Raw genomic sequence first — 20,541 nt, 5'->3', positions numbered from 1 at the left:
GCATAATGGCGACCTTTCGCCCACCACGGCGCTGCCAGCCAGCCGGTCCATCCCTTGAACGAACGCCCGATGTCCACCGCTTTACGCCCCTCGGCCTGTCCGGGGTTGTTGCGTATCGTCCAGGCACTGGACGGCGGCATCTGCCGGATCAAGTTGAATGGCGGTTCGATCAGCGCGGCTCAGGCCGAAGCGGTGGCGAATGCGGCCGAGCATTTCGCCGGCGGAGTGATCGAGGCAACCAACCGCGCCAACCTGCAGATTCGCGGGATCGGCAGTGAGCACGCTGCCTTGATCGACAGCCTGATGGCGGCCGGACTCGGCCCGACCAGCGCGGCGGGCGATGACGTGCGCAATCTGATGCTCAGCCCCGGCGCCGGCATTGATCGGCAGATGCTGATCGATACGCGCCCGCTGGCTGAACAGATCCTCGCCACGCTGCAAAGCGATGAACGCTTTCACGACCTCAGCGCCAAGTTTGCGGTGCAACTGGATGGCGGCGAAGGGCTGGCAATGCTCGAACACTCGCATGATCTTTGGTTGTCCGCTGCTGAACGAGGCGGTGAGCGAGTGTTTGTGTTCGGCCTGGCGGGTTGCCTTGTCGACCTGCCCGCAGGCGCGGTGTCGCTGGAGCAGGGGCATGCGCTGGTAGTTGCGGTGCTGGAGCTGTTTCTGGAGCTGGCGCGCCCCGAGCAGACTCGCATGCGACACCTGCTCGCCGAATGTTCGCTCGACGTGTTTCTCGTGCGTCTCGCCGAGCGAGTGCCGTTGATGCCCATCGAGGCGTGGCGGCGCGAGGCAAATCCAGATGCGTTGCACATCGGCGCTCATCCACAGCGTGATGCCGGTCGTGTCTACATCGGCGCAGTGCCGCCGCTGGGCCGCCTCAACCCAGCGATGCTCCGAGGCGCTGCACAACTGGCCCGCGAACAGGGCGACGGCACGCTGCGTTTCACGCCCTGGCAAAGCCTCTTGGTGCCCGGCGTCCATGGCAGCAAGGCGCCTCACGTTATCCACAACCTTGAACACCTCGGCCTGCGCTGCTCGGCCGACGATGCCCTGGCGCATCTCATCGCCTGCACCGGCTCGACCGGCTGCGGCAAAGGCCTGGCTGACACCAAGGGCGATGCCCGGCAACTGGCGACGCTGTTGCAACGTCACGGCCAGACGCTGAACGTGCACCTGTCCGGCTGCCCGCGTTCCTGCGCGGCGGCGCACATCGCGCCGGTCACGTTGCTGGCGGTTTCTTCCGGTCATTACGACCTCTATTTTCGCGATGCAGCGCAGCCGGGTTTCGGCGCGCTGCACGCACGCAATCTTACTATTGAAGCGGTCGCGGCCTTGCTCGACGCCCGCTCACGGAGCCCCTTAGATGCTTGATTACATCCGCGACGGTCAGGAGATCTATCGCAACTCCTTCGCGATCATTCGTGCCGAGGCCAACCTCGGGCGAATCCCGGCCGATCTGGAAAAACTCGCGGTGCGGGTGATCCACGCCTGCGGCATGGTCGACGCCATCGACGGCCTGCAATTTTCGCAAGGCGCGGGCAAGGCCGGGCGTGAGGCGCTCGCCGCCGGTGCGCCGATCCTGTGCGATGCACGGATGGTCAGCGAAGGCGTGACCCGCACGCGGTTGCCGGCCAACAACGAAGTGATTTGCACCCTGCGAGATGAAAGCGTCCCAGCGTTGGCCCGAGAGTTGGGCAACACCCGGTCCGCCGCCGCCCTGGAGCTGTGGCGTCCGCATCTGGAAGGCAGCGTGGTGGTGATCGGCAACGCCCCGACCGCGCTGTTCTATTTGTTGGAAATGCTCGATGCCGGCGCCCCCAAGCCGGCGCTGATCCTCGGCTTTCCGGTCGGCTTCGTCGGCGCTGCCGAATCCAAGGCAGCGCTGGCGGCCGACAGTCGCGGCGTGCCGTTTGTCATCATGCAAGGCCGGCTGGGCGGCAGCGCCATGGCCGCCGCCGCCGTCAATGCCCTCGCCACGGAGATCGAATGATGCAGCAGCCTGGACGCTTGATCGGCCTGGGCGTCGGCCCCGGTGACCCGGAGCTGATTACCGTCAAAGCCCTGCGCTTGCTGCGCGAGTCGCCCGTGGTGGCGTACTTCGTCGCCAAGGGTAAAAAGGGCAACGCCTTCGGCATCATCGAAGCGCATTTGCAGGACGCACAAACGCTGCTGCCGCTGGTGTATCCGGTGACCACTGAAGCGTTGCCGGCGCCGCTGTCTTATGAGCAAGTGATCAGCGATTTCTACGATGCGGCGGGCGAAGAACTCGCCGCGCATCTGGATGCCGGTCGCGACGTGGCGGTGATCTGCGAAGGTGATCCGTTCTTCTACGGCTCCTACATGTACTTGCACGATCGTCTGGCTGAACGGTACGAAGCCGAAGTGGTGCCGGGTGTGTGCTCCATGCTCGGCGGCGCTTCGGTGCTGGGCGCGCCGTTGGTGTATCGCAATCAGAGCCTGTCGGTGCTCTCGGGCGTATTGCCGCACGAGGACCTCAAGCGTCGCCTGGCCGATGCCGATGCGGCGGTGATCATGAAGCTGGGACGCAACTTTCCCAAGGTTCGTCAGGTGCTCGAAGAACTGGGGCTGGCGGAGCGGGCGCTGTACGTCGAGCGCGCGACCATGGCCAATCAGAAGATCGTGCCGCTGGATCAGGTCGAGCCGATGTCCTCGCCGTACTTCTCGTTGATCATCGTTCCCGGCGAACGGTGGCAAGGTTGATGGCCCGTCCAGTTCCGGCGATTGTCATTCTTGGCAATGGCAGCCTCGCGACCGCACGCAAGCTCCAGCAGGTCTACCCCGGCGCCTTGATTCATGGCCTGGCCGGGCGGGTTGAAGGCGCGGACCGTGTCTATCACGAGTTTGGCGCGACCGTGCGCGAGTTCTATCAGCAGGACACGCCGATCATTGCCTTGTGCGCGGCCGGGATCGTGATCCGCACCCTGGCGCCGTTACTGCTGGAGAAGGGCGCCGAGCCGCCCGTGCTGGCCGTGGCCGAAGACGGCAGTGCCGTGGTGCCGCTGCTGGGTGGCCTCGGTGGCGTGAACGTCATGGCGCGGGAGATTGCTGCCGGTCTTGAGGTGGCGGCGGCGATCACCACCAGCGGTGAACTGCGCTTCGGCACCTGCCTGCTCAATCCACCCAGCGGCTACGCCCTCGGCGATCTGGAACTGGGCAAACGTTTTGTCTCGGATCTGCTCGCCGGCCAAAGTGTGCGCATCGAAGGCACCGCGCCGTGGCTGGCGCAAGCGCAGCTGCCGGAAGATCCGCAGGCGCCGTTGTCGATTCATGTCGGCAGTGCCGAGCGCACGCCGGCGGCCAATGAATTGTTGATCTACCCGCGCAGTGTGCTGGTGGCGGTGAACGCCGAGGTGGCGGATCTGCCGAACGCGATTCGCGGGGCGCTGCATCAGGCAAACATCGCCGTGCAATCGCTGGCGTGCCTGCTGGCCAGCGATCTGCACATGGCCAACCCTGCGTTACGCGACGCGGCGCTTGAGCTGGGTGTGCCGCTGCGGTTTGCCTCGGTCAGCGGCGGCGTCAGCGAGCTGGCCCGCGACACCGCGCCGAACGCTACCGTCGTGGCGGCGGATACCGGCATCGCGATCGCGGTGGCCAGTCAGCCACTGGAGGTTGCACAGATCGGGCGTGCGCGCGGTCGTCTGGCCGTGATCGGCCTGGGCCCTGGCGCCGCCGAACTGATGGTGCCGGCGGTGAAGGATGAACTGGCGCGCGCCAATGACGTGCTGGGTTATGAAACCTACGTGCGCATGGCCGGGCCATTTCGCGCCGATCAAGTGCTGCATTGCACCGACAACCGCGAAGAAATGCAGCGCGCTCGCCACGCCTTTGAACTGGCGGCCCAAGGGCGGTCGGTGGTGGTGGTTTCGTCGGGAGATCCGGGCGTATTCGCCATGGCGGCCGCCGTGCTCGAAGCGCTGCACGAGTCGAGTGAGCCAGGTTGGCACAACGTCGATCTGGAGATTCTTCCAGGCGTCTCCGCATCCCTGGCAACGGCCGCCCAGGCCGGCGCGCCATTGGGGCACGACTTCTGCGTGATGTCCCTGTCGGACAACCTCAAGCCTTGGGCAATCATCGAGAAGCGGCTGGACCTGGCGTCTCAGGCCGACCTGGCGCTGGCGTTCTACAACCCGATCTCGCGGTCGCGTCCTTGGCAACTGGGTCGGGCACTGGAGATTGTCGCGCAGCACCGCACCGCTGAAACGCCGGTGGTGTTGGGGCGGGACATTGGTCGTCCAGGCCAGACATTGCGTGTCACCACGCTGGGTGATCTGACCCCCGATCAGGTCGACATGCGCACCATGGTGCTGGTCGGCTCTTCCACCACCTGCGTGTTTCCGCGTGCCGAGGGTGGCCAGTGGGTGTATACGCCTCGTTGGTACGGCGACAAGCCAGTCGGGTAAGTCTTGGCGGCCAGCGGTGCTGGCCGCAGTTCCGCCCCCCTTCCAGTGCGTAAGATTTTTCACCGCGCATCGACCGAAAGATTCCTTGATGCCCGCCGTACTTTAACTGGGCTCACCCGGAAAGTGCGTGCGAGTGCCTCAGACAATTCAATATCCGCGTTTCATGTTCTGATACAACCGACGCAGGCCGTTTGATTCGCGGCTGTGCGCAGTGTGTTAGTAACCGTTTCCGACAAAGATAAAAGTTACACTTGTTTGTCCGGCTTAAGTGTAATTAATTAATTGCGCTGTTGTTGGATTGAGGTTGTTATTTTTATCGCATAGTATTTTTTGGGTGGGCAGCTTGGGCAGTTTTTTGCCTGCTGTTTCTGTGGTTAGCGTATTAGCAATGCCAGTGCTTTCGGCGCTGGTTTTAAATATCAGTTCAGGTTCGCAAACATCGACGGATGGCGTGTGCGCGACGCTGTGGGCTACGTGTATTTCAAGTTTGTTATAAGGGCATGGATGTGATGAATCAATATCAGGGATCAAACACGGCGGGTAAGTCGTTTCTTCAGTATTTCAGACTCGATGATATTCAAGCACTCTCGAACGAGTTTCGCGCCGCGCCGGAGTATGAAGCGCTGGTTGGCTATTACTCAGCGTGCGCAAAAGATCAGCCATGGGCTGACCAGATGGCGCCATTGTTATTGCTCAAAGAGACGCTCGACTCACTGATTGGCCAGCACGCCGGACCGATTTCCGCCGCGTTGGCCGACCTCTCTGCGCGGCTTGAAAACTATACAAACCGGCTGGTCCAGACCGTGCGAATGTTGAATCCGGTTGCGCCCGAAGTGCCGAAAATAATGCACTTCGTTTGGGTCGGCGGGAGCGCGGTTGGCGCTATTCAGCGAGACTACATCAATATATGGAAGGCGGTCATGGTCAAGGAAGGCCATACGTTCAACCTCTGGTACGACAGTGATGCAGTACTGGCCTTCGAGATGAATCGAGTGATCCTGGAAAGTGCCAGGGCGCATGCCATGGAGTCAGGGGGAGCCACTATCGCCACGCCTGTGGAGCTGGCCCGGATGATCGAACATCGAGCCCGGGTGCTGAAAATGCAAATGTCGGCTCACCTCAGGCAGGAGCGCTGGGCCGGAAAGGCGGATGAAGCGCGTATTGATCTGATGGTTCGCGCCTATGGCAAGGACGAAGCCACCCTCATTGCGTTCAGACAAAAATGCCTGGACAGCCACTTGGCCATGGTTGATCAACATCTGCGGTTACGCGACGTGCGTGAGGTCTTCAAAGAACACTTGTTATGGGATGTCTATGAGCGCGAAGTGGCAGGGCGAGGCAACTTTGCTGCGGCCAGCGATGTGGTTCGCCTGCAGGTCGAAGCACTGGAGGGCGGTCGCTACAGTGATGTGGATTACTTGCCGCAACTGAAAAACGTATTGGGCGGAGTCGATATTACGGCGTTCGATGAAAGTGCGCGAATTGGCGTATTACAACTCCTGCTCAATAACAACGAATCGCTGATGCCAGGGCGCGACCCCAGTCGATACCCTGACCGCACAATGAGTATTCCTGAACAGCACAGGACAGCATTAAACGAGTTTGCACTGCAGCGTCCGGGGCCCTCCGACATATTTTCTGCGCCGGGCAATAGTCAAACGCCCACGGACGGTATTCGCATGGCCATCCAGATCAACAGTGAAATGAACTCTCATATCGTTGCGCATGCCGGCGCTGGCTCGACCCAGGCGATTATCGAGTTGATCAGGTTCAACTACGACTTCCTGTCAGAGTTTGAGTCTCGATTGAACGCGACGGCTGTGGACTGGAGCGACAGTGCAGCCGTACAAGATATTCTCGTGGCGATGGTGAATGAAAAGATTGCCGAGGTGCCTGGACTGTCGAAAACGCGCCGAGGGTATTTAGGCAAGCTGGTTAGCGCCATTGGCGCTTACTACAGTGACGGTATTCGTTATGAATCCCGTGGGACCATTGATTTGACCGGGCCTGGAGCGGCGATTACAGGGCTTGAGGAGTATGTGGAAAAGCATCTCCTGATTGATGGGAAAAACGAAATACGAGACCGATTGAAATTGTCGGATGGCTACAACGTGGCCACCGAAGAAGAGAAGGTTTCTGGCTGGACGATCAACGCTACACCGCAAGAATGGCTGCAAAAAGAACAAGCAAACTGGGCCGACGGCAAATTACAAACACGCTATCAGGGGACTTTTTCCGAGCTGTTGAAAGGGCGCACCATCAGCTTCGAAAAAGGCTGGCCGATCATGGAAGGGCGCCCGGTTTTGTTGACCGCCATCCTGCAGCGCTGGATGGATGAGTTGGGGGAGCCCTTCATCCGTGCGATGAACGAAAAGCTCAGCGGTGAGTTGAATTTCGCTAAACCTTTTTCCCTGGACTTTGATGACCGGCAAAGGATTCTGAACCAGCCTGTAGCCGAGCTACCGGTTTCCCATGGTTTCTATCCGATTGGCAATCTGAATGAAATGATCGTTCGCATCGGTCATGGGACTCTGCCGCTCGATCAGTTGAGTCCGGTACATCGGGTGGTGCTCGGTGGCCTTTTCGGCGCATCGACGCTGGACGAAACCGGTTTCGCCGACGCCTGGCAGCAGCTCGGCGCGCTCGCGGAAAGTACGGCCGACCGGGGTATATCCGAGCGGTACATGTCTATCGAGCAGGTGTTGCTTTCGCTCAAAAGTCCCGAGTTCGAAACGGCGTTTGCCGCCGTCAAAACGCCAGTTGACCCCTCCACGGAGAGCGCTCAGGTACTCAAGATTCTTTCATTCGAGAATTCGTTGACGCTTCGTCAATGGGGCGAGAGCGTGGCTCGCATCAGGCACCAGACGGACTACGAGCTACGCCGATACATTCTCCAGCGCAGTGCCTCGGTGCGTAAAACGCTCCTGGAGGCGGGCGCGTCAATGGCCAAGTTAATGCCTCAGGGGTTGCTGGTCAGGGGCGATGGCGACCCCGGAAGACGCTGTTATCCACTGGCGCTGCTGATGGCGGCGGCGACTCATCAGGGCCGCGATGCGGTACAGGCACTCAGCGGCAGACTGGCCAATGCGCATTTCTCGCCCGGTGAAAGTGATACCCATGCATTTCTTCAGGCGCTCGACGAATTGCGCGCCATACCCCAGGCTGATTTTGGCGACAAGCTCGGCCCGTTGAGTTTCGATGGCATCTTTGAGGTGTTGGCGGCTAAACCTGCACCTTGCACGTTGATGCTCAATACCGAAAACCATTCAATGATGGTGGCCAGGACCGGGACGGCCGAACACAGTAGCTGGTCTTTCTACGATCCCAATTTCGGTGTCTTTGGTTTCGATCGGATAGACCACCTCAAGCTTGGGATGAAGGCCCTGTTCAACACGTCCGACCTGGCCAGGCAGTATGCGATCGAGTCGACGGATCGCTCGCCCTTCAATGTGATCGAGCTGGACGGCGATCGCCTCGCCAGCAAGCACTTACCGTCGGAACTGCCAGTGTCGAAGCTGTTGGGCAATGAATCCTTGAGCTCAGGAAAAAGCATCGCACCCTGGTCCCATCACGCCCAATTACGCTCACGCGCGCTGTCTGAAAATGCGCGATTGGGACGGGGTCTTTCCGAACGGGATGCCAGCGTCTGGGCGAGCAAAATCGATCAGGTGACAAACCGGGTGAGATCGGCGAACGGACTCGGGAGCGAGTACGTCCCCGTGTTCGCAACCCTGCAGGCTCAACCGGATGACGGTTACGCACTGTCGTTCATGGACATCAAAACGCAACAGATCCGCGTGGTGAAAACCAACGAACTGTTTCTCGGGCGAATCAAGTCGTTCCTGGACACGAGTATCGAGTACCTGGCCGGCAGCAACGATGGACATAAACCTGTTGATCCAACGGATGTTTCCGAGGGGAGCCGGCTGAGTTTTGCGTTTGGTTTCCAGGCGTTGATCACCGAACTTCGAAACCGCGATCAACTGGCGCAGCCTGGAACAGAATCGAACCTGGCCGTCGCCGTTCGCCTTCATGGCTACCTGGGCCATGCACAGTTAGTCCACGGTATCGGCCTCGACACGCTGCAAATGGCGAACCTGGTTCGACAGCTGGTGAACGCCGAGCGAGCGATAGCGGTCAGGACCGCTTCGGCGGGCGGGCGACTCCTGGCGCGAATCGCTGGCCCGGGGTTGGGGCAGGTATTGGGCGTGGTCAATATCGGTTTTGATATTTACGAGTTCTACAACGCCGAAAACCACGAGCAGCAAGCGCGTTTCGGCACTCAACTGCTGTTCGATGTCAGTGCGCTTGTGCTCGACGGCGTTGCGCTGGTAGTCGGCGGGACGGCGGGTGCGGTCGCAGGTTTTCTGTCGGTGCCGTTGCTTGGCATCGGAATCGGCGTCACGGCGATTGCCGGCAATCTCGGGCAAATCATGGACAAGGCAGAGAAAGTTGCCGAATTGTTTACCCGGTTCAAAACGGCGTACAGCCCGCAGGCTTTCTCGGTCAAGCAAGGGGTCGTATCGATCATGCCCGAGTCGGTGGTGGACACGCTTGATCTTCGCGAAGGGGTCATCGTGTTCGGCAGCCAGGGGCTCTTTCGCTCGCTGGGTGGCTCGGGGCTCCCACGGCCCGATGGGAACAAACAGAACGCTATTGTCGTTCGAGAAAGCATGGGGCTGCCAAAACAGGTCGCGATTCCTGGCCCGCGTGTTCATGGTCGATTTAACGCTGTGCCGGCAGAATCGGCCTTGCTGCTTCCGGGTACTCCAAAATGTTATTACGGCTACGAATATCAACTGGGTTCCGATCCGCAGGTCTTTGAGTGGAGCGACCTGCTCCTGAACGTTGTCGGCGGCTCGAGCTTCCTGCCTCGTAAGATGTATCCGCAATATGACGTGTTGCGTGAACTTGAAGCCAGGGAGGAAGGCTTTTTCTTTACCCACGCCAGACCTTTCCCGCACATCCTGTACAAACTCAATCCTGTCTATGAGCCCACGAGCATTACCGTGCGCGTTGGAAATGAAACCCGGGCGCTGTACGTTCCTGAATTACCGCGAGAGATGCGGGGCAGGGTTTCTTACCGCATCGACACGCTGAGGGGGGCTTACTCCCTCGCACTTAAACCAGGACTCGTGTCGGTCCACCTCAGCGCACTTCCCGGTGACGGAAGCGTGAGCTGGGTGTTGATCGCCGACTGGATCACGCCACAACACATCAGTGTCGGCGCGGCGGGGTTGAACATCGACGGTATCGAGCTGAGCATCGAGGCCGACATCGACGTATATGTTCGAACAAAAAACCTCGAAACCTACCGTGTTGACCGCGAACATCGGCAACTGTACCTGGCGTCACTTCAAGCGGCCGACGGACATTACTCGCAGGCGGAGCTTGACCGTTTGAAGGTGCTTCACCGGCAGCAGCGCATGGGCAATGCCTTAATTCCTGCGGGCAAGTTTCTGCTGCCTTTTGGCAATCCAGAAAAGCCGCAATACACCGCCGGTTGGTACGAAGTGGCAAAGGAACGGTTCGTTTATGGCCGTCAATTCCTGGGTCCGGTCAGCGAGAAACTTCAACTGGCGGCAGTGCAAGACGATCACGCTTACTTCTATCACCCGGATCAACCCCTGATATGGCGCGTCAATGCCGTCACAGGTTTGACTACTTGGCGCTACAGCGTTTTCAATCGTGGAAGTGAAGAGGCGCAGATCATTGGCTGCCTTGATCGGGGCGCTGGCGTTGTTCAAGTCACTCAGCGGGTACGCCTGAGCAAGACCCAGCGTTACGTGGTGATTTATCTGATTCACGGCGAGGAAATCTCGTTGGTTTCGGTATCGAGCGAACCACCTGACTATTTCGATACCTTGAAGGACGTCATTGCCCTGTTACAGCAGGTTGATATTGCGGTTGTTGCTGAGGGCGCCGACGCCGAACGGCAAACGTCCTGGAGGCCTGCGTCCTTTGTGACGGTAACGTCCGGCGACCTCGACAAGCCGTCGCTGCCGAGATGGATCAACGGGCAGAGCCACCAACTCCTGACCCCGCACTTGCCCGTCAGCGAAACCGCCTCGGCGCTGCCCCAGATAAGCTTGCTGCCACCGAATGATCCTGATGCTGCAGCGTTCCTGTTTCACGACGCACACAGTCAAAACCTCTATCACCAACCCTTTACCGGCGATGAGGCACAACGGGTGCCATTGCCAGGCAGCGTCAAGCTCAGGATCAGCGACGGCGGGTACCTGGTTGTCAATGAGTCCGGGCTGATGTTTGACGTTCGTCAGGACGCGAGCTTTTTCCTTAGCGGCGTGACGGGGGATTGGCTGGATGCCCATCCATTGTGGATGAGCGATCTGGAGGCCCTTGGCAAGGAGCATGCGGTTTCGCTGATTTCGCTTTCCGGATTATCGGACGTCACCGGCCAGGTGCCTGTCTACGCGCGCTACCTGAACAACAAGCTGTTGGTAACCGACCTGATGGCTGAAAAAGGTTGCCGTCTGTTGTCCGTCACTCGTGATGGCAAGCACGCCTGGTTACTTGGCCTGAGCAGCGGCCACCTTTATCGTCAGGCGTTTATCGAGCCTGAGCAGCTGAGCCGCGCGTTCGGCAGTGGCAGGCGGCTGATCAATGCCGACGCGCTGCCACGACCAGAAAAGGTCTGGGGAACCTGGGCATTTTCTGACGTGCTGCCTTACGGCACCGGTTTGCGGGGCCGCACTCGGGACGGGGTCAATTTCGAACTGATTGAAGGTGAGCCGGCCCGAATCATCAGTGTCGAGAATGCCTGGTCTTATCGTTACAGGGAGTCGCCTGAAGCGCTGACAAAACGCCTGAACGATTTAGTGTCCGGTCAGGCTCATGCGCCTTTTTTGCCGATTGGCCACTCGACCAACCGTTACGCGTATTACGTACCCGAACTCAATCGTGTCTTTGAGGTTAACGGCAGAGCGGATGGGCAGTGGGCAAACTTCCTCGGGACGAAACAAGGGAGTGTTCCGCTGTTGTTTGATCCGGTGGACGGCGTGATCTTCAACCGCAATACAAAAGAGGTTGTGTGGGTGGCGGCGAACAAGGCCAGTCGAGAGGGGGATGTCATGACGCTGGAGATCGCGGGAGAGGTAAAAGACCTGCTGGCTCTGGTGCCCGACGGTGTCAGTTCATTGATTCTGGGAGGCGCTGAAACGGGGTCGATTTACCACGTGTCGGAGACCGCCTGGCAGCACCTCGATTGCATCGTGGTCGATTGCACTGACTGGCCGGACATTGACGCCATACCCTCGCGGCTGATTCTGGCGACCGGAGCGCAGGATGACTGGCGTGTCGATCGGGCAGACAACCATCTGCTGCTCACCGACCCCGACAACGGCAGCAGCCTGGTTTTTCGTTCGGCACAATCTGAGGAGTGGGCATTGGCCCAGTCGCTGAACCTGAGTGTGCAAGTTCTTGGCAATACGCTTGAGGTCAGCGTCCATGAACTGTGGCAAACGATGTTCGATCTTGGGGAAAGCAGCCTTGAGTTAAAAGTGCTCGTCGAGAAGTTGAGCTCGGTCTAAAAAACCGAGGGTGGAGATCCGGGTTCCGAACGTTTCGCAACGTTGTCAATTCACAACGTTGCGCTCCCTGGCTGATCAGGGCACCAGGTAACCCTTTACGCCCGTGAAGATAATCTGTGCCGCCAGCGCGCACACAAACAATCCCATCAGCCGGCTGACAATCTGCAAGCCCTGGTCACCGAGAATCCGTTCGATGCGGCTGGACAAATAAAGGACCACGCCAACCGTAAAACTGGCCAGGGCAATGCTGAGAATGGCCGTGAGTTTGTCGTCCCAATGTGGCTGGCTCACGCCCATAACCAACAAGGCACCGATGGTGCCGGGGCCGACCGTCAATGGAATCGTCAGCGGGACGATCGTCACGTCCTGCTGCACATTGTCGGTCTGCACCGCCGACTTGCCTTGGGCCATGCCCAGTGCCGAGATAAACAGCACGCTGCCGGCGCCGATGCGGAACGCGTCCACGGTGATGCCGAAGACACTGAAAATCACCCGTCCGAACAAGTACAGCAAGACGCTGGACACCAGCGTGGCGGTGGCCACTTTCCAGGCCAGTCGACGTTGTTCCTTGCGTGAATAACCGCGGGTCAGGCTGATGAAGCAGGACAACACGAAGAACGGGCTGTAGAGCACCAGCATCTTCAGGTAAACGCTGAATAACACGTGGAGCATGGTTTCGGCTCGCATCAGGAGTGAGGATGACGAGGAGTCTATCAGTCAGTTAATTGTTTGTGGGTGTGAGTTGTGACAGGCGCGTCAGTTAATTTTGCGGTTGGGTGCTTTTGTTAGTTGCTTGGGTGTTGTTGTAACTTATGTTTATTGAATGGATATGGTGTTACAGGTTTTAGTTTGTCGTTGTTCGTTTGTTTGGTTATTGTTTTATCGCAAGTTCATGAGGAACTTGTCTGGTATTTTTATAAGGAATTCATTGTGTATAATCAAGCTATTCGTGAAAGTTATGTCGCTGCCTGTATTGAAGCGATTGAAGCGTGTGATATCGACGAGCAGATCATTATCCGCCCTCGTGGTCTTATGGTTGTGGGCGACGAGATCGAAGCACCGTCGAAAGGCTCCGTTGTGGGTGAAGGCACGTTGGGTTTTTCTGGCAAGCTCAGTGCTGAAAACAAGTCGGACGCTCAAAACGCCTTTCTCTTTGCATCCCGTGCAGCGAACAAACTATACCCTGAAGAACATCAGGGCAAAGAGTGGTACTTGAGGTTCCGGGAAGTCATGACCCTCGCAGGCTGGACGCCTGTCAGCAAGTACTACAGCGATCTGCACGTCAGCGGCACCAGCGTCCGCATGGACAAACTGGTGCTGGAGATTCTCGGTGCGGTGGTTGCCGGCGTTGCATTGCCTGGTCCGACGACTGCGTTGATGCTCAAGGTGGCGGGTGATGCGATCGCGGCCCTGCAAAAGCGTGACACGGCTGCCCTGACTGTTTATGAGCGAAATCTGCTGGAAAATGGCGTCGGGGGAATCTCGGCAGGTGCGTGTGTCGAAGTCGAGGGTGAGGCAATCATGGCTGTGGGTGCAGTGCGTTTTCTTCGCAAGAACAGCTCCACCCAAGTAATGTTTACGGATGTGGATATCCGAAATGTGAACTTGTATCGCGGCGAAACGGTATTTGCCAAAAATACATTGGTCGCTGATGCAGTCCGTGAGTCCATCAAGAGCAAACTTGTCCCACATAAAGACCAGATCGTAGACATTGATATCTAACTGATCTAAATCGGCAGCCGGTTGTCGGCTGCCTTTTTTATTGTCGAGGGAGTTGATATGAGTTGCGAATATTCTGTGTTGATCGTTGGCGCTTGTGTCGTGATTATTCCGGCTGCGGATGGGGCGGCGCACTATAAGGATCTGGTCGATTCCGTGTTGCTGGCGCAATTGATTGCCAATAAGAAGATTGAAAAAGCCCCGGATGTCGACTGGTACAACGCTTATGTGGAATTTCTGGATGACTACTGGCTGCGACGTACAAGAGCGCGACAGGAATGGCTGATTACCCAGGACAGTGTCGAGTCTGTCAGCGACTGGGTCATTGCAGCGATTTCACAAGGTGCTGTGGATAAAGGAGGCGCTACGGCGGCAACAGTGCAGCGGCTGGCAAGGTTGTCCGGCAACGAGCCCGCAATGGGTTTGCTGCGCGATCACATGCAGAAAATATCCACGGACGAGTCGGGTGATGTTCTTGCGCCCGCAAAGGCTGTGCGTTTGCTGGTGGTTATAGCGCAGACGCCGACATCGCTCACAAGTGTGTACATCGAGCTTAAAACCCGCCAGATCATCAGTGCCAATCCGCTGGCCCAGCGACATCTGGCCGAGGATGTACAAGGCAGCGTTTGCATGCGCTACGCCAGTGCTGACTTGTCCGGAATCCTCTACGGCCCCGTGCGCGACGCCATTGCCTTGAAGATCAGGGACAGGTATCAGGACAACGTCGCGATGTTGACGTTGACCGATGATGCTTCGACCATGGAGATCTGCGCAGCAGATTGAGTCATGCCGGAGTTAATTGCCCTACACGCCTGCCTGGAGCGTGGAGGTCGTGCGATTCTGCTGATCACGCTGGGCAACCCAATGCTCGATCAGATCGCGCAGTTGCGACAGCTCGACCGGTTTGGCCATGTGCCCGTCCATGCCGGCCTGGCGCGCGCGTTCTTTGTGCTCGGCGAGGATGTGCGCGGTCAACGCCACAACCGGGGTGCGAATCCGCTGGTTGCCGACTTCCCAGGCACGTAACTGCTGGGTGGCAGAGAAGCCATCGAGGATGGGCATTTCACAGTCCATCAGGACCAGGTCATAGCGCTGGGCTTTCATTGCCTGCAAGGCTTCTTCGCCATTGCTGGCGGTGTCAGGTTGCAGGTTGAGCTTGCCGAGCATGCCGCGAATCACCTTGGTCGAGATGTTGTTGTCTTCGGCCACCAGAATGCGGAAATCACTCGGAACCTTGACCGGAAGCGTCGGACCGGAGGGCTGGTACGGCGAGACGGTAGGGCCCTTGTTGCGCTGGTTCAGTTCATCCGCCAGGGTGGTCTTGAGGGTGTAGCCGGCCACCGGTTTGGCGAGGATGCGTTTGATCCCGGAGTTGCGCGCGATGATCTTGCTCGGCGCGTTGCTGATGCCAGTGAGCATGATCAGCAGAATGTCGTGGTTCAGGCTCGGGTCTTCCTTGATCTTGGCCGCCAGTTGCATGCCGGTCATGCCGGGCATGTTCTGGTCGAGCAGGACCACGTCGAAATAATCGCGCAGGTGAGATTTGGTGCGCAGCAATGCCAGTGCCTCTTTACCGGACGGCACGGCACTGACGTTCAGGCCCCAGGCGCTGCATTGCTGCACCAGCACTTTGCGGCACGTGTCGTTATCGTCCACCACCAGCACACGCGCACCTTGCAGCGGGCCGTCGAGGTCGGAGGTCGGGTGCTCGAGACGATCAGGGTCCAGCGGCAGGGTCAGCCACAACGTGCTGCCTTGGTTGGCGCCAATCTTGATGCCGAATTCGCCCTGCATAAGGCGGATCAACTGACGGGCAATCACTAGCCCCAGGTTGCCGCCCAGGCTGGTTGCCGAGAGGAAATGTTTGCTGTGCAGCTCGGCGTGCATCAGTGCGTCGCGTTCTTCGGCCTCCATCGGCACGCCGCTGTCTTGCACGGCGATGCGCAGGCGCGGTTGGGCGCTGCGTTCGTCAAGGGCGACGACGATCAGGATCTCGCCCTCGTCGGTTTTCTTCAGGGCGTTTTCCAGCAGGCTCAGCAAGGTCTGGCGCAGACGCGTCGGGTCGCCGCTGATGACGCGTGGCACTTGCGGCTGGATGAAACTGATCAGCTCGACGTTCTGCTGTTCGGCCTTGGCGCGGAAGATGCTCAGGCAGTCTTCGATCAAGGCATTGAGATCGAATTGAACGTCGTCCAGTTCTATCTGCCCGGACTCGAGCTTGGAGATGTCGAGTATCTCGTTGATCAGGGTCAGCAGTTCGTTGCCGGCGCTGTGGATCGTCTGCACATAGTCACGCTGCTTGACCGACAACGGTGTGCCCAGCAGCAGTTCAGTCATGCCCAGCACGCCGTTCATCGGGGTACGGATTTCGTGGCTGATCTTCGCCAGGAACTCGGCCTTGGCGTTGATCTCGGCATTGCTGGCCGCCAGGTCGCGACTGACGCTGAAACGATCTTCGGTGATGCTGCGCTGACGTTCGCTCAGCGCAATGCTCATCAGCACGCCGCTGATGCAGATAAACCCCAGCAGCGTCATGATCAAGCCCTGCGGCGCGACCAGCGTCAGCCCCAGCAGGGCCGGCAACATGATCAGCGTGCCAATGTTGAACACGACCATCGCCGCGACGAACAGGCGCGCCGGGCGATAACCTTTTTGCCAGTGATAGGCACTGACGAACAACATGCTCAGACCTGCCAGGGCGACCAGGGCGTAGGTCATGATGTTCAGCGGCAGCGTATTGACGAACAGCAGCAGCAAGCCGCACATCACGATGAACAGAATGTCACCCAGCAGCAGCTTGTTCAGCGGGTGCGGGCCGAGTGGCGCAAAGAAACGATAGGCGAACATCAGGCCGCACGGCGCGGTCAGCAGCAGGGCGAGGTAGGCGCCGGGTGTCTGCACCGCGTGCCAGTTTGGCAGCCAGGGCCCCGCCAGATTCAGCAACAGCAGCAGGCTGAGCATCAACAGTGCTTCGCATGCGGCCAGCCAGAGACTGCTGCGCGAGCGCGTATAGGCGTAGCGGACGAGGCTGTGCAGGATCAGCATCCCGAGGCAACCGAACAGAAGGCCGTAAATCAGCATCTGGTTCTGATTGGCCGCGGTCATGATCGCCGATTGCAGGGTGATGTACGGCCGTAACTGGTGTTCGGACACCAGCCGCAGGTAGACGTCGAGGGGTTTGTCGCTTTGTGGCAGCGGCAACATGAATTCGCTGCTGGGCAGGGGACGGTCAGCCTGGGGCTGCCCGGTGCCGGTGTTCAATTGATCGATCAGCGTGTCGCCGTCGAGCACGTACAGATTGAGGCGCGACAGGTCGGGGGCGAACACTCGCAGCAATTGCTCGTGCTTGCCGGGTGCGAGCCGGAAGCGCAGCCACAATGCACCTTCGGGCTCGGCCGCGGTGAGGCGGTCAAGTTCGATGGGGCTGAATTGATTGGTGTAGCGCGCGGAACGGATGTCGCTCAGCTGCAGGTCGCCCTGTTCGTCAAGCAATACCGCCCAGCCACTGCCTTGCGCGGCTTGGGCCGGGAGCATGCAGAGCAAGGTCAGCAGCGTGACAGTGAAACCTATGGCAATCCTGAGCCAGCGCACGGCGAAATCCCTTCGTAGGTTGATGCCAGATTATAACTATGCGCGGCGCCGGAACAGTCCGGCAAGGGCCTGAAGCACAAGCCCTGCCGAACGGATCGCTTATTCCTGATTTTCGCCACGTTCGCGGGCAATGGCACGGTAACCAATGTCCTTGCGATAGAAACAGCCTTCCCAATCAATCTTTGCCGCCAGTTTGTAAGCCTGTTGCTGGGCAGCATCAACGCTGGCGCCCATGGCGGTAGCGCAAAGCACACGACCACCGGCGGTCACCACTTGACCGTCCTTGAGCGCAGTGCCGGCGTGGAAGACTTTGCCTTCCAGTGCGGCGGCTGCATCCAGGCCGTTGATGGCGACGCCTTTAGCGTAGTCGCCAGGATAGCCGCCAGCCGCCAGCACGATGCCGACGCTCGGACGTGGATCCCATTGCGCTTCGACCTTGTCCAGGGCTTGCGCCAGGGCCGCTTCGACCAGCAACACCAGGCTCGACTGCAAACGCAGCATTACCGGTTGGGTCTCAGGATCACCGAAACGGCAGTTGAACTCGATAACTTTTGGGTTACCAGCCTTGTCGATCATCAGGCCGGCATACAGGAAACCGGTGTAGACGTTGCCTTCATCGGCCATGCCGCGCACGGTCGGCCAGATCACCAGGTCCATGACGCGCTTGTGGACTTCAGCGGTCACGACCGGGGCAGGGGAGTAGGCACCCATGCCGCCGGTGTTCGGGCCGGTGTCGCCGTCGCCGACGCGTTTGTGGTCCTGGCTGGTGGCCATCGGCAGTACGTTCTTGCCGTCGACCATGACGATGAAGCTGGCTTCTTCGCCGTCCAGGAACTCTTCGATCACAACGCGCGAGCCGGCGTCGCCGAATGCGTTGCCCGCGAGCATGTCGCGCACGGCGTCTTCCGCTTCGGCCAGGGTCATGGCAACGATCACGCCTTTACCGGCGGCCAGGCCATCGGCCTTGATCACAATCGGCGCACCTTTTTCACGCAGATAAGCCAGGGCCGGCTCGATCTCGGTGAAGTTCTGGTAATCGGCGGTCGGGATCTTGTGGCGAGCCAGGAAGTCCTTGGTAAAGGCTTTCGAACCTTCCAGCTGGGCCGCACCGGCCGTCGGGCCGAAGCAATCCAGGCCACGGGAGCGGAACAGGTCGACGACGCCAGCGACCAGCGGCACTTCCGGGCCAACGATGGTGAGGGAAACGTTTTTCTCCGCGAAATCTGCAAGCTGCTCGAGGGCCAGCACGTCGATAGCGACGTTCTCGCACTTGGCTTCAATGGCGGTGCCGGCGTTGCCCGGGGCAACGAATACTTTCTGCACACGCGGATCCTGAGCCACTTTCCAGGCCAGGGCGTGTTCACGGCCACCGCTGCCAATGATCAAAACATTCATTTCAAAAACCTCGGATGACGCTAATTCTGTGGGGGCAGCCTGAGCTGCCTGGCTAACGGTACGCGGCATCCGCCACCACCGAACCTGTAGGAGCGAGGCTTGCCCGCGAAGGGATCGCCTCGGTCTTGTTGATACACCGTGGCGAGCCCTTCGCGGGCAAGCCTCGCTCCTACAAGAGCGAAAAATCAGTGACGGAAGTGGCGCATGCCGGTGAAGACCATGGCGATGCCGGCTTCATCAGCAGCGGCAATCACTTCCGCATCACGCATCGAGCCACCCGGCTGGATCACCGCGGTGATACCGACCTTGGCCGCGTTGTCCAGGCCGTCGCGGAACGGGAAGAACGCATCGGAGGCCATCACCGAGCCTGCCACTTGCAAACCGGCATGTTCAGCCTTGATCGCGGCGATACGGGCGGAGTTCACGCGGCTCATCTGGCCAGCGCCGACGCCGATGGTCTGACGGTTCTTGGCGTAGACAATGGCGTTGGATTTAACGTATTTGGCGACTTTCCAGGCGAAGATCAGGTCGTTGATTTCCTGCTCGGTCGGGGCACGCTTGGTCACGACTTTCAGGTCGTCGGCGCTGATCATGCCGATGTCGCGGCTCTGTACCAGCAAACCGCCGTTGACGCGTTTGTAGTCCCAGGCAGCGGCGCGATCAGCCGACCACTCGCCGCAGGCCAGCAGGCGCACATTGGCTTTGGCCGCCACGATGGCGCGGGCTTCTTCGCTGACGCTAGGGGCGATGATCACTTCGACGAACTGACGCTCGACGATGGCCTTGGCGGTTTCAGCATCCAGCTCGCGGTTGAAGGCGATGATGCCGCCGAACGCCGACTCGGTGTCGGTGGCGTAAGCCAGTTCGTAAGCCTGACGGATACCGCCTTCTGCGTCCGGGCTGACCGCAACGCCGCACGGATTGGCGTGCTTGACGATCACGCAAGCCGGCTTGACGAAGCTTTTCACGCATTCCAGCGCGGCGTCGGTGTCGGCCACGTTGTTGTACGACAGCTCTTTGCCCTGCAGTTGGGTCGCGGTGGCGATACCGACTTCGGCAGGCTTGGCTTCCACGTAGAACGCCGCGCTCTGGTGCGGGTTCTCGCCGTAGCGCATTTCCTGAGCCTTGACGAACTGGCTGTTGAAGGTGCGCGGGAACTCGCTGCGACCGGAGGTCGAGAGGGTGTCAGCGGACTGGTTCACGGTGCCCATGTAGTTGGCGATCATGCCGTCGTAGGCCGCGGTGTGTTCGAAGGCCTTGAGCATCAGGTCGAAACGCTGAGCATAGGTCAGGCCGCCAGCCTTGAGGCTTTCAAGGACGCTGGCGTAGTCGCTGGCATTGACCACGATGGCCACGTCTTTATGGTTTTTTGCCGCCGAGCGGACCATGGTCGGGCCGCCGATGTCGATGTTTTCGATGGCGGTCGGCAGGTCGCAGCCTGGCTTGTTGATGGTGGCTTCGAACGGGTACAGGTTGACCGCGACCAGGTCGATCGGCTTGATGCCGTGCTCGTTCATGATGGCGTCGTCGATACCACGACGACCGAGGATCCCGCCGTGGATTTTCGGGTGCAGGGTTTTCACCCGACCGTCCATCATTTCTGCGAAACCGGTGTAGTCCGCGACTTCCACTGCGGCAACACCGTTGTCGCGCAGCAGCTTGAACGTTCCGCCGGTGGAGAGGATCTCGACGCCCAGGGCTTCAAGCTCTTTGGCGAATTCGAGGATCCCGGTCTTGTCGGAAACGCTGATCAAGGCGCGGCGGATCGGCAGGCGGGTAGTCTGGTCGGTCATTTCAATTTCCATCAAAAGCAAAGGAGTCAGCAAAAAGGCGACCGTTTTTACGCGGGCGCCTTT

General features: G+C 59.4%; 11 protein-coding genes. 7 read left to right on the top strand and 4 right to left on the bottom strand.

All coding sequences use genetic code 11. The features are described 5' to 3' along the window. Window positions 1–69: 69 nt before the first annotated feature. The 5 genes from cobG to BLU63_RS06815 all read left to right on the top strand — a co-directional run bounded on the left by cobG (window position 70) and on the right by BLU63_RS06815 (window position 11,980). Window positions 70–1,377, top strand: coding sequence for a precorrin-3B synthase (gene cobG / locus BLU63_RS06835; protein ID WP_083375146.1), 1,308 nt, complete (start codon window positions 70–72; stop codon window positions 1,375–1,377). Next, on the top strand, window positions 1,370–1,996 hold the full coding sequence (locus BLU63_RS06830; protein WP_083375145.1) for a precorrin-8X methylmutase: 627 nt from the start codon (window positions 1,370–1,372) through the stop codon (window positions 1,994–1,996). The genes cobG and BLU63_RS06830 overlap by 8 nt, the downstream gene beginning before the upstream one ends. Next, a complete protein-coding gene (locus tag BLU63_RS06825) occupies window positions 1,996–2,727 on the top strand; it encodes a precorrin-2 C(20)-methyltransferase (RefSeq protein ID WP_010463910.1) in 732 nt (243 codons plus the stop codon). Before BLU63_RS06830 ends, BLU63_RS06825 begins: the two co-directional genes overlap by 1 nt. After that, the gene (cobJ, locus tag BLU63_RS06820) at window positions 2,727–4,430 is read left to right on the top strand and encodes a precorrin-3B C(17)-methyltransferase (RefSeq protein ID WP_083375144.1); all 1,704 of its coding nucleotides are present in this window, start codon (window positions 2,727–2,729) and stop codon (window positions 4,428–4,430) included. Before BLU63_RS06825 ends, cobJ begins: the two co-directional genes overlap by 1 nt. 509 nt (window positions 4,431–4,939) lie before the next feature. Further along, window positions 4,940–11,980 carry a TcdA/TcdB pore-forming domain-containing protein gene (locus BLU63_RS06815; protein WP_159454566.1) on the top strand — a complete coding sequence of 2,347 codons (7,041 nt, stop codon included), beginning with the start codon at window positions 4,940–4,942 and terminating at the stop codon, window positions 11,978–11,980. Window positions 11,981–12,055: 75 nt separating this feature from the next. Here BLU63_RS06815 and BLU63_RS06810 read toward each other — a convergent pair whose 3' ends face one another. Next, on the bottom strand, window positions 12,056–12,652 hold the full coding sequence (locus BLU63_RS06810) for a MarC family protein (protein ID WP_010463905.1): 597 nt from the start codon (window positions 12,650–12,652) through the stop codon (window positions 12,056–12,058). A gap of 258 nt (window positions 12,653–12,910) precedes the next feature. Between BLU63_RS06810 and BLU63_RS06805 the strand changes: the two genes are divergently transcribed. Together BLU63_RS06805 and BLU63_RS06800 are read left to right on the top strand one after the other, a co-directional pair. After that, complete coding sequence (locus BLU63_RS06805; RefSeq protein ID WP_083375142.1) at window positions 12,911–13,702, top strand: hypothetical protein; 792 nt, start codon at window positions 12,911–12,913, stop codon at window positions 13,700–13,702. Window positions 13,703–13,759: 57 nt separating this feature from the next. After that, window positions 13,760–14,482 carry a hypothetical protein gene (locus BLU63_RS06800; protein WP_083375141.1) on the top strand — a complete coding sequence of 241 codons (723 nt, stop codon included), beginning with the start codon at window positions 13,760–13,762 and terminating at the stop codon, window positions 14,480–14,482. A gap of 21 nt (window positions 14,483–14,503) precedes the next feature. Here the strand turns inward: BLU63_RS06800 and BLU63_RS06795 are convergent, their stop codons facing one another. From BLU63_RS06795 to purH, 3 genes are all read right to left on the bottom strand, one after another. Continuing rightward, window positions 14,504–17,290: a hybrid sensor histidine kinase/response regulator gene (locus tag BLU63_RS06795; RefSeq protein WP_083375140.1), complete on the bottom strand. Its 2,787-nt coding sequence runs from the start codon at window positions 17,288–17,290 to the stop codon at window positions 14,504–14,506. 99 nt (window positions 17,291–17,389) lie between these two features. After that, entirely contained in the window at window positions 17,390–18,685 is a 1,296-nt protein-coding gene (gene purD, locus BLU63_RS06790; protein WP_083375139.1) for a phosphoribosylamine--glycine ligase, read from the bottom strand. A 185-nt stretch (window positions 18,686–18,870) separates the two neighbouring features. Next, window positions 18,871–20,478 carry a bifunctional phosphoribosylaminoimidazolecarboxamide formyltransferase/IMP cyclohydrolase gene (gene purH, locus BLU63_RS06785; protein WP_083375138.1) on the bottom strand — a complete coding sequence of 536 codons (1,608 nt, stop codon included), beginning with the start codon at window positions 20,476–20,478 and terminating at the stop codon, window positions 18,871–18,873. Between the last annotated feature and the right edge of the window lie 63 nt (window positions 20,479–20,541).

The organism is Pseudomonas mandelii (assembly GCF_900106065.1).
GTDB lineage: Bacteria > Pseudomonadota > Gammaproteobacteria > Pseudomonadales > Pseudomonadaceae > Aquipseudomonas > Aquipseudomonas mandelii.
Note: the sequence above shows the minus strand (reverse complement) of the source record. Positions and strands in the feature narration are given on the sequence as shown.

Coding starts and splice junctions, on each gene's coding strand:
- BLU63_RS06810 (WP_010463905.1), bottom strand. CDS start 12,652: ATGCTCCACGTGTTATTCAGCGTTTACCTGAAGATGCTGGTGCTCTAC.
- purH (WP_083375138.1), bottom strand. CDS start 20,478: ATGACCGACCAGACTACCCGCCTGCCGATCCGCCGCGCCTTGATCAGC.
- cobG (WP_083375146.1), top strand. CDS start 70: ATGTCCACCGCTTTACGCCCCTCGGCCTGTCCGGGGTTGTTGCGTATC.
- cobJ (WP_083375144.1), top strand. CDS start 2,727: ATGGCCCGTCCAGTTCCGGCGATTGTCATTCTTGGCAATGGCAGCCTC.
- BLU63_RS06815 (WP_159454566.1), top strand. CDS start 4,940: ATGAATCAATATCAGGGATCAAACACGGCGGGTAAGTCGTTTCTTCAG.
- BLU63_RS06830 (WP_083375145.1), top strand. CDS start 1,370: ATGCTTGATTACATCCGCGACGGTCAGGAGATCTATCGCAACTCCTTC.
- purD (WP_083375139.1), bottom strand. CDS start 18,685: ATGAATGTTTTGATCATTGGCAGCGGTGGCCGTGAACACGCCCTGGCC.
- BLU63_RS06800 (WP_083375141.1), top strand. CDS start 13,760: ATGAGTTGCGAATATTCTGTGTTGATCGTTGGCGCTTGTGTCGTGATT.
- BLU63_RS06825 (WP_010463910.1), top strand. CDS start 1,996: ATGCAGCAGCCTGGACGCTTGATCGGCCTGGGCGTCGGCCCCGGTGAC.